Annotated in this window: 15 protein-coding genes; 11 read left to right on the forward strand and 4 right to left on the reverse strand. The window is 41.5% G+C overall.

Annotated features, from left to right (window positions below; translation table 11 throughout):
- Nucleotides 1-229: 229 nt before the first annotated feature.
- Nucleotides 230-850 (reverse strand): transcriptional repressor LexA, encoded by a 621-nt coding sequence (lexA, locus tag MKZ26_RS21595; RefSeq protein ID WP_067211062.1) that lies wholly within the window; start codon nt 848-850, stop codon nt 230-232.
- A gap of 204 nt (nt 851-1,054) precedes the next feature.
- On the opposite strand from lexA, the gene yneA reads away from it, so the two are divergent.
- From yneA to MKZ26_RS21625, 6 genes are all read left to right on the forward strand, one after another.
- Nucleotides 1,055-1,363 carry a cell division suppressor protein YneA gene (yneA, locus tag MKZ26_RS21600; RefSeq protein WP_340767489.1) on the forward strand — a complete coding sequence of 103 codons (309 nt, stop codon included), beginning with the start codon at nt 1,055-1,057 and terminating at the stop codon, nt 1,361-1,363.
- Nucleotides 1,360-2,022, forward strand: coding sequence for a YneB family resolvase-like protein (locus tag MKZ26_RS21605; RefSeq protein WP_340767490.1), 663 nt, complete (start codon nt 1,360-1,362; stop codon nt 2,020-2,022). Before yneA ends, MKZ26_RS21605 begins: the two co-directional genes overlap by 4 nt.
- A gap of 64 nt (nt 2,023-2,086) precedes the next feature.
- Nucleotides 2,087-2,320 carry a DUF896 domain-containing protein gene (locus tag MKZ26_RS21610; RefSeq protein WP_338655921.1) on the forward strand — a complete coding sequence of 78 codons (234 nt, stop codon included), beginning with the start codon at nt 2,087-2,089 and terminating at the stop codon, nt 2,318-2,320.
- Nucleotides 2,321-2,394: 74 nt separating this feature from the next.
- Nucleotides 2,395-4,401, forward strand: coding sequence for a transketolase (tkt, locus tag MKZ26_RS21615; RefSeq protein ID WP_338655923.1), 2,007 nt, complete (start codon nt 2,395-2,397; stop codon nt 4,399-4,401).
- Nucleotides 4,402-4,581: 180 nt separating this feature from the next.
- Nucleotides 4,582-5,031: a sporulation inhibitor of replication protein SirA gene (gene sirA / locus MKZ26_RS21620; protein WP_067211050.1), complete on the forward strand. Its 450-nt coding sequence runs from the start codon at nt 4,582-4,584 to the stop codon at nt 5,029-5,031.
- A gap of 206 nt (nt 5,032-5,237) precedes the next feature.
- Nucleotides 5,238-5,480 (forward strand): YneF family protein, encoded by a 243-nt coding sequence (locus tag MKZ26_RS21625; RefSeq protein ID WP_067211048.1) that lies wholly within the window; start codon nt 5,238-5,240, stop codon nt 5,478-5,480.
- A gap of 709 nt (nt 5,481-6,189) precedes the next feature.
- Here MKZ26_RS21625 and MKZ26_RS21630 read toward each other — a convergent pair.
- Together MKZ26_RS21630 and MKZ26_RS21635 are read right to left on the reverse strand one after the other, a co-directional pair.
- Complete coding sequence (locus MKZ26_RS21630) at nt 6,190-7,116, reverse strand: alpha/beta hydrolase (protein WP_340767491.1); 927 nt, start codon at nt 7,114-7,116, stop codon at nt 6,190-6,192.
- 15 nt (nt 7,117-7,131) lie between these two features.
- A complete protein-coding gene (locus MKZ26_RS21635; RefSeq protein WP_340767492.1) occupies nt 7,132-8,034 on the reverse strand; it encodes a hydroxymethylglutaryl-CoA lyase in 903 nt (300 codons plus the stop codon).
- Between the two features lie 76 nt (nt 8,035-8,110).
- Here MKZ26_RS21635 and MKZ26_RS21640 point away from each other — a divergent pair, with 76 nt between their 5' ends.
- Together MKZ26_RS21640 and MKZ26_RS21645 are read left to right on the forward strand one after the other, a co-directional pair.
- A complete protein-coding gene (locus MKZ26_RS21640; RefSeq protein ID WP_340767493.1) occupies nt 8,111-9,292 on the forward strand; it encodes an acetyl-CoA C-acetyltransferase in 1,182 nt (393 codons plus the stop codon).
- A gap of 22 nt (nt 9,293-9,314) precedes the next feature.
- Nucleotides 9,315-9,566 carry a DUF3886 domain-containing protein gene (locus MKZ26_RS21645; protein ID WP_067211039.1) on the forward strand — a complete coding sequence of 84 codons (252 nt, stop codon included), beginning with the start codon at nt 9,315-9,317 and terminating at the stop codon, nt 9,564-9,566.
- A gap of 518 nt (nt 9,567-10,084) precedes the next feature.
- Here the strand turns inward: MKZ26_RS21645 and MKZ26_RS21650 are convergent.
- Entirely contained in the window at nt 10,085-10,357 is a 273-nt protein-coding gene (locus MKZ26_RS21650) for an alpha/beta-type small acid-soluble spore protein (RefSeq protein ID WP_340767494.1), read from the reverse strand.
- A gap of 174 nt (nt 10,358-10,531) precedes the next feature.
- Here MKZ26_RS21650 and MKZ26_RS21655 point away from each other — a divergent pair, with 174 nt between their 5' ends.
- From MKZ26_RS21655 to MKZ26_RS21665, 3 genes are all read left to right on the forward strand, one after another.
- Complete coding sequence (locus MKZ26_RS21655) at nt 10,532-11,794, forward strand: ATP-binding protein (protein ID WP_340767495.1); 1,263 nt, start codon at nt 10,532-10,534, stop codon at nt 11,792-11,794.
- 11 nt (nt 11,795-11,805) lie between these two features.
- Nucleotides 11,806-12,696 (forward strand): response regulator, encoded by an 891-nt coding sequence (locus MKZ26_RS21660; RefSeq protein WP_067211031.1) that lies wholly within the window; start codon nt 11,806-11,808, stop codon nt 12,694-12,696.
- Between the two features lie 182 nt (nt 12,697-12,878).
- Nucleotides 12,879-14,159: a cation:dicarboxylate symporter family transporter gene (locus tag MKZ26_RS21665; protein ID WP_340767496.1), complete on the forward strand. Its 1,281-nt coding sequence runs from the start codon at nt 12,879-12,881 to the stop codon at nt 14,157-14,159.
- The last annotated feature ends 142 nt before the right edge of the window (nt 14,160-14,301 follow it).

A 14,301-nucleotide genomic window follows, 5' to 3' on the forward strand; every position in this document is an offset into this window, starting at 1 on the left:
AAAGCGGTAAACTGTAATGGCAACGCCGAACTGTCACGGTAATCGGCGGAACTGTGAGGGCAAAGCGGTAAACTGTAATGGCAACGCCGAACTGTCACGGTAATCGGCGGAATTGTGAGGGCAAGACGGTGAACTGTCATGGCAAAGCCGAAAACTGTCACGTCAACGCTACAAATAAAAAGGGCTGTTTCCTTCAATCGAAGGAAACAGCCCTTTTGCATACTTAGAATTAATGAATCATACGATAAACGCCAACTACCTTACCTAGAATTGATACGTTATCAAGGATGATTGGATCCATTGAAGCATTCTCAGGTTGCAGACGGAAATAATCTTTTTCTTTAAAGAAACGTTTCACTGTAGCTTCATCGTATTCGGTCATTGCCACGACAATCTCGCCGTTATTTGCTGTCTGTTGTTGTTTAACGACAACATAGTCGCCATTCAAAATTCCGGCCTCAATCATACTGTTACCAACTATTTCAAGCATGAACAGATTGTCTTCCGATGTACCAAAAGATTCAGGTAGTGGGAAGTACTCTTCGATATTTTCAATAGCTGTAATTGGAAGACCAGCCGTAACTTTACCGACAAGAGGTACGTGAAGAACGCCGGGTTTCAACGTTTCTAAGCCTTCTGGATCGAGTACTTCAATTGCTCTCGGTTTTGTCGGGTCTCTTCTTATGAAACCTTTGCTTTCTAATCGCGCTAAATGACCGTGAACAGTCGAACTTGATGCCAAACCGACAGCCTCGCCAATTTCTCTCACGGATGGTGGATAACCTTTTTTCTTCACTTCAGATTTAATGAAAGATAAAATATCTTCCTGTCTTTTTGAAATTTTTTGCATCCTATTCACCTCTCACCTTATATTCTGCTAATTTCCGAAAGTCGTGAAATAAATTCCCGACAATCTAGTCTTTTCGATAGATTCATTATATCAGTCTCTTGTATAAATGGCAAACACAGGTTCGAATAAGTGTTGACAATCTCATATTCCTTTTCTATAATAAGAACAAGCATTCCGAACAAGTATTCGTAAGGGGGAAAAATGATGACTTTTATTAAAAGAAATAGCTATGTTGTACTTATTATCGTTTTATGTATGGTTTTTGCAATTATAGGTGTAAGTAAATACGAGAAGGAACAAATGGTCACGAAAATAACAATCACTGAAGGGGATACGCTTTGGGGTCTCGCTTATCTTCACTCGGATAATATGTCTACAGATAAATGGATCAAAGAAGTGATAAAATTGAATGACCTATCATCTGCTACAATAAAAAAAGGCGAGGATTTACTTTTGCCTGCTGTACGGACTGTAGGGGAAAACAATACACAACTGGCGGGTGTTAATCGATGACAGGGCACTATAAAAGATGTGTCATCTATTGCCGGGTGAGCACTGAGAAAGAAACGCAGGAACTGTCACTGGTGAGGCAGGAAGAGGAGCTAGTGGACTTGGCAGCTGAACTCGGTCTCGAACATGTCGCGACATTTATGGATAAGCACAGCGGTTTTGACATTGACCGTGAGGGGCTTCTAAGTTTGCTGGATTACATCCGTGATGAGGAAGTCGATGCAATCCTAATCCAAGACGAAACCAGACTTGGACGTGGAAATGCTAGGATGGCAGTTTTACATCTATTGGCAAAAACGGACACGGCGATTTATTCACATAATGATAGCGGACCTATAGCGCTCAATGAAATGGACACAATGTTACTTGAGATTTTAGCAATCGTCGAAGAGTACCAGCGTAAACTACATAACGCCAAAATTAAAAGGGGCATGAAACGTGCAGTAAGGGAGGGCTATCGACCCGAGCGTAACTTGAAAAACAGGGGTAACTTGGACGGTCGTGAACGGATTGAAGTGCCAATAGCTGAAATCGTTTCACTGAGGGACAAAGGACTAACCTATGAAGAAATTACTGGCGTCTTGAAAGGACTCGGGCATGATATTAGTAAAGCGACCGTGCATCGCAGGTATAAAGAATATGAGGTGGAGCAGGAAGGCTGATTTATTGCACTTTCTGCTCTTTTTGTATACGTTTGTAGTCATAAACTATAATGGAGGAAATAATATGCTATCAGCTGATAAAATGAAACGAATTAATGAACTATCAAAAAAATCGAAGACGTCAGGTCTGTCGGTCGAAGAAGCTAAAGAACAGACACAACTGCGAAAAGAATATCTAGAGACATTTCGTTCATCAATGCGCAATACAATTGAGAATGTCAAAGTTCTTGATACTGAAGGCAATGATGTGACACCTGATAAGGTGAAAGACGCCCGTGGCGGAAAATATCTAAACTGAGCTTTGCATTAACTGCACGAATTGTCTAAACTAAGATATGTAGATAATTACATATGACGGGAAGGATGTACACAATGACTAAACAAATTGATCAGCTAGCCATTAACACAATCCGTACGCTCTCTATTGACGCAATCGAAAAAGCGAATTCTGGACACCCAGGTTTACCAATGGGGGCTGCTCCGATGGCTTATACACTTTGGACGAAACATATGCATCACAACCCTTCAAATCCACAGTGGTTTAACCGTGACCGTTTCGTTCTCTCAGCAGGACACGGCTCAATGCTTTTATACAGTCTTCTTCATCTTGGCGGTTATGGACTTCCGATGGATGAAATCAAGAACTTCAGACAATGGAACTCTAAAACACCAGGACATCCCGAATACGGTCATACAGTCGGTGTCGAAGCAACAACTGGCCCACTTGGACAAGGCATTGGTATGGCAGTCGGAATGGCAATGGCAGAACAACACCTTGCTGCAACGTACAATCAACCAAGTTTTGACGTTGTCGACCACTACACATACGCTCTATGCGGTGATGGCGATCTCATGGAAGGCGTTGCTGCTGAAGCAATTTCACTTGCAGGTCACTTGCAGTTAAATAAACTGATTGTCCTATATGATAGCAATGATATTTCACTAGACGGCGAGCTTGACATGTCTTTCTCTGAAAATATTCGTAAGCGCTTTGAATCATATGGTTGGAATTACATCCGTGTTGAAGACGGCAACGACATTGGCCACGTTTCATCAGCTATCGAAGAAGCTAAAGGCAATGTCGGAGGTCCGACAATGATCGAAGTTAAAACGGTCATCGGTTACGGGTCACCAAACAGATCTGGAAAATCAGATGCGCATGGTATGCCACTGGGTGAAGATGAAATGAAATTGACAAAAGAATATTATAAATGGACGTTCGAAGAAGATTTCCATGTACCTGAAGGCGTCTATGAAACATTCCAAGAATCTGCCGAGAAATTGGGCGTGCAAAAAGAACAGGAATGGAACGCACTATTTGAAAAATACGAAACGACACATGCGGATCTTGCGAAGCAATTGAAAGATGCAATCGAGCGTAAACTACCTGAAGGCTTCGAAAAATCTTTGCCGACGTATGAAGCGGGTTCATCTCACGCGACACGTTCTGCATCTGGTGACGCTATCAATGCGATTGCTAAACAGCTTCCTTCGTTCTTTGGTGGAAGTGCGGACCTTGCAGGTTCTAACAAGACGACAATTAAGGGAGCAGGAGATTTCCTTGCTACCGATTATTCCGGCCGTAATATTTGGTTCGGTGTTCGTGAGTTTGCAATGGGAACAGCGTTAAACGGAATGACTTTACATGGCGGATTACATGTATTCGGTGGGACGTTCTTCGTGTTCAGTGACTACGTACGTCCCGCAATCCGACTTTCATCACTGATGGGTATCCCTGTCACATACGTATTTACACACGACAGCGTAGCTGTTGGTGAAGACGGTCCTACACATGAGCCAGTTGAACAACTTGCTGCGCTTCGTGCGATGCCTGGATTGTCAGTTATTCGTCCGGCTGACGCTAACGAAACTGCAGCTGCTTGGAATATTGCAGTATCGTCGAAGAACTCGCCAACTGCACTAGTATTGTCTCGTCAAAACTTGACTGTCCTTCCGAAGTCAGCTGAACTTGCGATGGAAGGCGTCAAAAAAGGAGCTTACATCGTATCCCCTGCAAGCAAAAAACAAGCGGACGCAATTTTAATTGCAACCGGTTCTGAAGTTAGCTTAGCGGTATCTTCACAGGCGAAACTATTAGCTGAAGGAATCGATGTTACTGTTGTTTCAATGCCTTCGTGGGACCTGTTTGAGAAACAAGACGATGCATACAAACAAAGCGTATTGCCGAAAGACGTAAAAAAACGTCTTGGTATCGAAATGGGTGTTTCATTAGGGTGGCATAAATATGTTGGTGACGAAGGAGCAATCATTGCGATTGACACTTTCGGAGCAAGTGCACCTGGAGATACTGTCATCAAAGAATTTGGCTTCACAGAGGACAATGTTCTTGCAACTGTGAAAATGTTAATCAACAACTAAAAATAAATGAAACAGTCCCGATCGCCGAAGAAACTCTGGCAATCGGGACTGTTTTTCAAGACTACTTGACAGAATTTTTAGTTATCCATCTTTTCCGACAATAATAGTGCAGTTCTATTCCGCAATATGACAACCTTTTTATATCAAACCATGTAGGATTATCTCTAGGGGGTGGCGATATTGCGATCATACGGAATTTATAAAGTGAAAGAAATGTACCAGCCATTCGTCATTGGACGTGAACGGCTGTTGTATGACCTATTAAAAGAAGACGAGCAGAATAATGATTGTATGCCTGAAGTCCATTACTTATGTGACAGGCTTGAAGAGAAAATGATTGATGAGGCTATCATTGCAAACCTTGGCGAAGGATTTACGTCGATTGAATCCCGAAATGGGGAATACAAACTGACGCATCCCGTCAAAGGATCCATTCTTATTTCGTTATCATCGTATTCGCTTAATGTCTTTTGCGACGGATCCCGCATGCTTGATTTAGATTTGTTTGTTGCCCTATCTGGGGCGGCAGATCGCTTCTTCGCTGTTATGGATGGGCACGGGGAATGGGGATGGCTGAAACCTGTCAAAACGACTGATTTTCGTTCATATGAAGAAGCCGCATATCTTTGACATGATATTTATAGGATAGGGACAAAAAGGACCCAAATCTCAAAAATAGGGTCTATTTTGTCTGTTTAAATAGTGTGAAGTAAGAAATTCTCTTATGCGATGATTAGAATATTTAATTGTGGTCCATTGCTATTCACTAGTGCAATGTTGTATAATCCATCATGGTAGAGTAAAATCGAATAACTGAAGTAGAGGAGGTATAGCGGATGACTACAGTATGGTGGATCGTTTTGATCATCGTCGCGCTATTAGCAGGTGTGGCCCTCGGATTTTTCATTGCACGTCAATATATGATGAAATATTTGAAAGATAACCCACCGATTAATGAAGACATGTTACGTATGATGATGATGCAAATGGGACAAAAACCCTCACAGAAAAAAATCAATCAAATGATGAACCAAATGAACAAAGTAAGTGACAAAAAAGATAAAAAGGTTAAAAAGTAATTACGTAATACCTGTTATTAATGGGGATGTAAAGGATTAGTGAAAAGGAAAGCCTGCAAATTTTTATACATAGGTTAATCTTTCACCTGAAATTTACTCGGATTACTTAAACTTTCTACCGATCACTTAATAAGCCATTTTTTCTGTTGAACGCTTGACAGGAAAGATGGTTTTTTGTTGTCTAGGAATATATTGATTTCCTACTGAGGATAAGTAAACGCTCGGGGATATGATCGGTCGAGTGAAGTTTATGCTTGGTAGGCGTGGGATATGATCGGTCGTGTGAAGTTTATGCTCGGTAGGCGTGGGATATGATCGGTCGTGAGTAGTTAATGCTCGGTTGGCGTGGTATATGATCGGTCGTGTGAAGTTTATGCTCGGTCAGCGTGGTATATGATCGGTCGTGAGTAGTTAATGCTCGGTTGGCGTGGGATATGATCGGTCGAGTGTCGTTAATGCTCGGTCGGCGTGGTATATGATGGGTCGTGAGTAGTTAATGCTCGGTAGGCGTGGGATATGATTGGTCGTGAGTAGTTAATGATCGGTTCGCATAGGATATGATTGATAGCGGGGCATTTATGATCGGTAGCAAGGTATTTACGTTTGGTCCCGCAAAAAAAAGTTAAACAAAAACCCCGAATTTCGGGTCTTTTTTCAAAGTGTCCGAAATTCGGGGTACAGTTCAATGGTTCATAACTTGTTTATTTCTTCAATCTCTAAATTTAAACCGTCCTAGAAATTCCTGTACTGTTTTTTCGTATTGCACCGGATTATCATTGAACGATTTGGCGTGTGCACCTTTTTTAAAAAGTTTCAACATTTTGTCGCCTTGCTTTGCTTCGTGCAATTCCTCTGTCATATAGGGAAGGATGAAATCGTCTTCCAAACTGTGGATGAACAGAACCGGTTTAGTAATGTTTCTGACGACTTCTCGTGGAGAGACAAGGTTCAGGGTATAGCCATCGCGCATTTTAAGAAAGACGTTAGCAACACGTAGAGCCATTGATGATCGTATAGGCGTATTTGTGCGTAAAATATGAAGAATCTGCTCGGAGAAATCAGAAAACGGACAATCGACGATATGAAAATTTGCTTCATCCTTAAAGGTTCCTGCATATAATATCGTCGTTGCAGCACCCATTGATTCACCGTGGATACCGAGCAATGCCCGCTTTCCTATTCGTTCCCGTACCGCACGGACAATTACCTGTAAATCAATCTTTTCATAATATCCAAAACTTGTCGTCCTTCCTCCTGAATCACCATGTCGTCGATGATCATAAATGACAGAATTAAATCCAAGACGTTCAAAAAGACGGGCATATTTCATTGAATTGATTTTATTTTCCGTTACGCCGTGACAAATAATTACCGTTCTTGCCGTTTCAAGTGGTTTTAGAAAGACCGCTTTCAATAAATAACCGTTTGGTGACTCAATCCACATATTGTCTTTGCGCACTGTTTCATACCAATGTTCATCGAACCGTTTCGAAATAATTTCACGTTCTAAAATAAAGTTGGAATCCTTCAACTTCAAAAACATCAGTCTATTCGTTGCGAGAAATCCGAAAATGCTCAGTAACGCTGTAACAATGCTAGAGATCACACCGGTTATATAAAGAACGCGCCGTTTCAACCCACTCAACTCCCTTTACAGTTGATCGTTCTCAAACAATCTGTACATTCCTGTGTCAATTGGCCGTGACACATGCGGCGCAATCACTTGGACTGCTTGACAAACTTTTTTTACATCGACACCGGTTTCGATGCCGAGCGTATCGAGCATGTTGACAACATCTTCAGTCGCAACATTGCCTGTTGCCCCTGGTGCGAATGGACAGCCACCCAAGCCGCCTGCAGACGTATCAAAACGGTTGATACCTGCTTGTAGCGCAGCAAAAATATTTGCTATCGCCATTTTGCGTGTATCGTGGAAATGAGCTGTCAACAGTACGTCTGGAAATTCTTCTTTCAATGTCTTGAATAACTCATAACTTTCACGGGGATTCGCCTTCCCAATCGTATCCGCGACACTAAGTTCGTTCGCACCCATAGCGACAAATCGTTTACAAAGTGCGACGACATCCTCTATCTCTATCTTCCCTTCATACGGACAATAAAACGCAGTTGAAATACAAGCCCGTATAAAAACGTCATTTATTTTTAATTTCGCAAAGACGGGCTGCAGCGCATCGATGCTTTCAGCGGTTGTTTGGTTAATGTTTTTTTTGTTAAATGTATTGCTCACCCCAACGAACACGGCAATACTGGTCGCACCAGCTTCAATTGCAAGCTCGGCACCTTTGTCATTCGGTGCAAGGACGAATTGCCTGCCGACCTTTTTTGACTTTTCTACAATCGTTTTTGCATCCGCCATTTGCGGCACCCATTTCGGTGATACAAACGAAGTTAGCTCCATTTCTTGAATGCCTGCCCCTTGTAAAGCCTCAATAAATGCTAGCTTGTCATTTTCATTGACATGTTTCTTTTCGTTTTGTAGCCCATCGCGTGGACCAACCTCGATTATTGTGACGTTGTTTGGTAAAATGAACATATCATCCCTCCTCTAGTATATTGTAATGAAGGGATGCATATACAGGCAACTTAAATAAGGGAATGGGGGAAAAGAAATGTCGAAAGAAGTCGTAATCATCAGTGCGGTTCGTTCTGCTATCGGATCGTTCCTTGGTTCATTGAAAGATATACCGGCAACAGATCTTGGGGCGACAGTTATTAAAGAGGCATTGAAACGTGCAGGGGTGGCACCAGAGAGCGTTGACGAAGTAATCATGGGGAATGTCCTACAGGCTGGATTAGGTCAAAATCCGGCGCGGCAAGCGGCAATGAAAGCGGGACTACCTGAAACCGTTCCTGCTCTGACAATTAATAAAGTATGTGGCTCTGGATTGAAAGCTGTGCATCTTGCACGTCAAGCAATTATTGCAGGAGATGCGGATATTATTGTTGCAGGCGGTATGGAAAACATGAGCCAAGCCCCATACATAATGAAAAATGGCCGAGAAGGCTTTAAAATGGGGGACCAAAAAATTATCGACAGTATGATTTCAGATGGACTTTGGTGTGCATTCAATGATTATCATATGGGCATCACAGCAGAAAATCTTTGTGATCGATATTCAATTACCCGTGAAGAGCAAGATACATTTTCGGCAGCATCACAACAAAAAGCGGCGGCAGCAATTGAAGCCGGAACTTTCGCCGAAGAAATCGTTGCGATTGAAATCCCGCAGCGAAAAGGCGATCCTATCCTTTTCGATCAAGACGAATACGTCAAAGCCGGAACAACTGCAGACAAGCTCGGTAAACTGCGACCGGCATTCAAAAAAGATGGCAGTGTAACAGCCGGAAATGCTTCAGGTATTAACGACGGTGCAGCAGCATTCGTTATTATGTCGAAAGAAAAAGCAGACGAGCTTGGCTTGACGCCACTAGCAACAATCGTAGCGAATGGTAATGCGGGCGTCGATCCTTCAGTTATGGGTCTGGGTCCTGTGGAAGCCGTTAAAAAAGCACTCACTAAAGCCAATATGCAACTATCCGAAATTGATTTGATAGAAGCGAACGAAGCATTTGCAGCACAGTCAATCGCGGTCGGAAAAGAACTTGAATTTGACGCATCAAAACTGAATGTTAATGGCGGTGCAATAGCACTTGGCCATCCAATCGGGGCTAGTGGGGCACGCATCCTAGTTACACTTCTCCATGAGATGAAACGTCGTGATGTGAAATCCGGACTTGCCACGCTATGCATAGGTGGGGGACAGGGAGTCGCAACAATCGTTACACGATAATGAACGAGAGTAGGTGAAATGAATGGCGAAAAAACGTAAACAAACTGCACCTCAGCCGAAAAAAAGAGACAATGAAGGATCGGTATTTTCCGATGCACTTGATGATGATATTCTTGAAAAATTGAAAGCGGCAAAAAAGGCATTGTCAGCTGCTGAAGAGACGAAAGAAGAGGAACGCCAAGAGCAAATTCGCCTTGAACGCAAAGAACGTGAGAAAAATAAAAGTTTTGGAGAACTGCTCCAAGAGTTCGGAGATACTGGATCGAAGTTTTAATTGGTAGCACCGGCTGCAATTTGGCTGGTGCTTTTTTTGGGGTGTCTTGTTCCCGTACTATCCAACGAGAGCGGTAGAGTGCCCAACCATTTAGCTGAACTATCCAACAAACGCGGTGGTTTCCAACCATTAAGCTGAAGTGTTCAACGAACGTGGTAGAGTGTCCAACCATTATGTTGAAGAGTCCAACGAACGTGGTAGAGTGTCCAACCATTCCGTCGAAATGTCGAACAAACGCGGTGGTTTCCAACCATTAAGCCGAAGTGTCCAACGAACGTGGTGGTTTCCAACCATTAAGCTGAAGTGTCCAACAAACGTGGTGGTTTCCAACCATTAAGCTGAAGTGTCCAACGAACGTGGCAGAGTGTCCAACCATTATCCCGAACTCTGCAACGAACGTAGTGGTTTCCAACCATTAAGCTGAAGTATCCAACGAACGCGTTAAAGTGTCCAACCATTACATCGAACCGTCCAACAAATAAAAACGCTGCCCCTTGGGTTACGGACAAGCGTTAGATTTATTTCTTTGTCATTTGCTCTTGCGCCATTCTTACCATTTCTTTCACCATATTGCCACCAATCGAGCCGCCGATTTTCCCCGCCTGTTCCGACGTTAGTTTTCCATTATAGTCCTTTGATAGTGGAATGCCGAGTTCCTCCGCAATTTCGAATTTCACGTTATTGGGTGCAGATTTATCCACGTCGTAGCCTTGGGCTTGCATGACGTCCGCTTTCAGCTGATCTAACGCTTGTCGTGCACCAGGTACCAAAATCCTATTTTTGCTAGCCATTTTATCTCCTCCAGTAAGCTGTAGTGTACCCAAAATACAGGGAAACACACTGCAAAACGAATTCAGTACGCTCTTTCGCAAGTAAACAAATTTTACTTCTTTCATTTATCAATCAATTGGTTGATAATAATCGTACACAAACAGTGTGGTGGGACATAAAAGGAGAAATTCATGTTGTCTATAACTAAACTTAAAAATAGTATCGGAACTACTGGTGTCACTTACGTTGTAATTGCTTTATTGACCGCGATTGCCAGCGAGATTAAAGTGATTCCTTTCAACGGGGAGAATTTCCGTTTTGGATTAGGAAGTATTACGTTCTTTTTACTCATTCTTATTCGTCCTTCTATTCCATTGATTCGAACGGGTCTTATCACGGGGATCACGGTGGTTTGTTTCCGATTAATTGGCGATTTTACGACTGAGACTATTTCATTTTGGGCAAGTTTACAAAATCACCTGCCTGCATTTTTGTATTATGTGCTATTTGCAATCGGATTTAGCATTATTAAAATTGAACCATACAAAGCGTTTCCATTACTTTTGGGCGCATGGGCTCTCCTTTTTGAATTTATCGGAAATAGCGCGGAGCATCTTATGCGCTACTTATTGTCAATGCATGTGGATTTAGATTTTCGTGAATGGGCATTAATAGCTGGGACGGCTTTGTTCCGCAGCTTTTTTGTAGTGGGACTTTATAGCATGATCACCGTATCTGAACAAAAGAAACAGATGCAAGAAATGCTTGGCGTGGGTGCAGACTTATATGCGGAAAGTCTTTATCTACAAAAGTCATTGGACCATATTGAACAAATCACGGCAGCGAGCCATGAGTTATATCGGAAATTAAAAAAGGAAAACCTTCAAGAGTTAAGCGTGCAAGCATTGCTTATCACGCAAGAAATACACGAAGTGAAAAAAGACACGCAACGGATTCTTTCTGGGATTTCCAGTATATCTACAGAAAAAAGAAATGATGTCCTCTTACTTTCCGAAGTGCTAAGCTTGGTTGTTACCGCAAATGATAAATATAGTATTTTGCTTAGGAAAAAAATCACTTTTCAACTATCGCTTTCCGTTGATTTCGAGACGACTCAACAAATCCCGTTGCTCGCACTATTGAATAACCTTGCCGCAAACGCTGTTGAATCCATTGAGCAGAAAGGCGAAATTATAGTAACGGTTTACGAAGAAGCGGCATACACCCATTTCATACTAAAAGACACGGGAATAGGGATTTTAGAAGAGGATTTGCCAATTATTTTTGAAGCGGGTTATACGACGAAATTTAACAATCATGGCGTTGCCGCAACGGGAATCGGCTTGTCTCATGTGCAACATATAATACAAACGCTTGAAGGTCAAATTCAAGTAGAGTCTTTGGATGAAGAAACGATTTTTCAAATCCGAATTCCAACGAAGAACATTAGAAAGTGAGATGAATCAAGTTGCGCTATTTTATTATAGATGACGATACGGCCAGTCGAAAAATGTTGGCGAAAATAATTACGGAAGGTGAATTAGGTGTTGTCATTGGTGAAGCGGAAAGCGGGGTCAAGTCACTCTCACTTGTCCATTCAACAAACCCAGATTTTGTCTTGATTGATTTATTAATGCCTGAACTTGATGGAATCGAAACGATGGAACATTTAAGAACACTGGGATTCCAAGGCCAATTCATTATGATTTCTCAAATTGTAAATAAGGAAATGGTTGGGGAAGCTTATGAAAAAGGTGTTGAGTTCTTTATACATAAACCAATTAATCGTGTTGAAGTGCAGAGCATCCTAAGGAAAATGTCAGAACAGTTCCGGCTGAAAAATTCGTTAATGTCTATTCGAGAATCATTAGCTCATATCGGTTCAACTGGAGTTTTACCGAAGAGGAAGAGCGTAAAAGAAATTGTTTATTCATTGTTAAATGAGTTAGGTATTATCAGCGAACCAGGTAGTGAGGATATGGTTTTGATGATGGAGTTTTTAATGAATCGTAAAGAGTCGAGCACTCAATTTCCTTCATTGAAAGATCTTTATGAGGCTGTAGCTAGTTCAAATACAACAGAGAACAAGGATATAAAGAAAGAAAGTAAGTCGATTGAACAACGAATCCGGAGAACGATTCTAACAGCAGTCACGAATTTGGCTTCATTAGGGTCAATCGATTATATGAATCCGAAGTTTGAATATTATGCGCCTCGCTATTTTGAATTTGAGGAAATACGGCGACGGATGAAAGAAATTGATCAAAACAGTAATGAATCAACGAAAGTGAAAATAAATATAAAGAAATTCCTTCAAGTGATGTACTTTGATACGGTTGAAAAACACAATCAATCTTAACGTACACAACTAAGTTCAATAGGAAGAATACTGGAGTTATTATATTACGAAGAAGGTTTTAACTAATAGATTAAAATGAAATGTCGGATTTTGTCGGATTTTATAATGCCCACATATAATTGCTTACAAGTTCTAAAAAACGAATTCGTAAGCGTTTTCATATTTTGAAAAGAGGTGGGTACATGAAAAAGTTTAAATTTACATTGGCGTATCAGATTTTACTAGGTTTAATATTAGGAATTACAGTCGGAGCAATTTTCTTTGGCAACCCTGCAGTTGAAAAGTATCTGCAACCCATAGGGGACATGTTTATCCGGATGATTAAAATGATTGTTGTACCGATTATTATTTCAACTTTAATCGTTGGGGTTGCGGGTACAGGGGATTTGAAAAAATTAGGTAAACTCGGTGGTAAAACACTCCTTTACTTTGAAATTGTTACAACAGTTGCGATTATTGTTGGTTTGTTAGCAGCAAATTTATTTAAACCAGGTGTCGGTTTGGATATCTCTACAATGGAAAAAGGGGATATTTCACAATACGTACAAACAACTGAAGAAGTATCGAATAATGGCATTATGGATATTATCGTGAACATTGTTCCGAGCAATATTATCCAGTCGATGGCTGAGGGTGACATGCTCGCAATTATTTTCTTCTCTGTCCTATTTGGTTTAGGTGTTGCGGCAATTGGTAAGAGAGGGGAGCCAATACTGGCCTTCTTCCAGGGAACCGCAGATGCGATGTTCTGGGTAACGAATCTTATTATGAAATTTGCCCCATTTGGTGTGTTTGCATTAATCGGTGTAACGGTTTCAAAATTTGGACTAGAATCCTTAATTCCGCTCGGGAAATTACTCGTTCTGGTGTACGCAGTTATGGCGTTCTTTGTAATAGTGGTTCTAGGAGCTATTGCTAAAATGTGCGGGACAAGCGTTTTCCACCTTATCAAAGTCTTGAAAGATGAGCTATTATTGGCTTATTCCACATCAAGTTCGGAAACGGTATTACCAAAAGTGATGGAGAAAATGGAGAAATTCGGATGTCCGAAAGACATTGTTTCCTTTGTCATCCCAACAGGCTATTCCTTTAACTTGGATGGCTCTACACTTTATCAAGCACTTGCAGCGATCTTCATTGCACAAATGTATGGAATTGAATTAAGTATTATGCAACAAATTACGTTGATGGTCGTGTTAATGGTTACTTCTAAAGGGATTGCGGGTGTACCTGGCGTTTCCTTCGTTGTACTACTGGCGACGCTTGGAACTGTGGGAATACCGCTTGAAGGACTTGCCTTCATCGCTGGGATTGACAGAATTCTAGATATGGCAAGAACAGTTGTCAATGTAATCGGTAACTCATTGGCAGTCGTTGTAATGTCCAAGTGGGAAGGTCGATTTGATGGCGGTATGGAGAAAGAATACATGGCGACAATTGGTAAACCTAGCGTAAGCCAATAAGAAATCGTCAATACCAAACACCTTATTGCACAAAAAAGCATGGCCCTCAAACTAAGAGGACCATGCTTTTTTTTCATTCCCCAATAAAGGGGGTGCACTCGGAAAATTTGATAGTTTTTTCAATCATACAAACTGTTCTTTC

The organism is Sporosarcina sp. FSL K6-6792 (assembly GCF_038004885.1).
Classification (GTDB): Bacteria; Bacillota; Bacilli; order Bacillales_A; family Planococcaceae; genus Sporosarcina; species Sporosarcina psychrophila.

Coding starts and splice junctions, on each gene's coding strand:
- yneA (WP_340767489.1), top strand. CDS start 1,055: ATGACTTTTATTAAAAGAAATAGCTATGTTGTACTTATTATCGTTTTA.
- MKZ26_RS21650 (WP_340767494.1), bottom strand. CDS start 10,357: ATGGCTAGCAAAAATAGGATTTTGGTACCTGGTGCACGACAAGCGTTA.
- MKZ26_RS21665 (WP_340767496.1), top strand. CDS start 12,879: ATGAAAAAGTTTAAATTTACATTGGCGTATCAGATTTTACTAGGTTTA.
- tkt (WP_338655923.1), top strand. CDS start 2,395: ATGACTAAACAAATTGATCAGCTAGCCATTAACACAATCCGTACGCTC.
- MKZ26_RS21605 (WP_340767490.1), top strand. CDS start 1,360: ATGACAGGGCACTATAAAAGATGTGTCATCTATTGCCGGGTGAGCACT.
- MKZ26_RS21645 (WP_067211039.1), top strand. CDS start 9,315: ATGGCGAAAAAACGTAAACAAACTGCACCTCAGCCGAAAAAAAGAGAC.
- lexA (WP_067211062.1), bottom strand. CDS start 850: ATGCAAAAAATTTCAAAAAGACAGGAAGATATTTTATCTTTCATTAAA.
- MKZ26_RS21635 (WP_340767492.1), bottom strand. CDS start 8,034: ATGTTCATTTTACCAAACAACGTCACAATAATCGAGGTTGGTCCACGC.
- MKZ26_RS21610 (WP_338655921.1), top strand. CDS start 2,087: ATGCTATCAGCTGATAAAATGAAACGAATTAATGAACTATCAAAAAAA.
- MKZ26_RS21625 (WP_067211048.1), top strand. CDS start 5,238: ATGACTACAGTATGGTGGATCGTTTTGATCATCGTCGCGCTATTAGCA.
- MKZ26_RS21640 (WP_340767493.1), top strand. CDS start 8,111: ATGTCGAAAGAAGTCGTAATCATCAGTGCGGTTCGTTCTGCTATCGGA.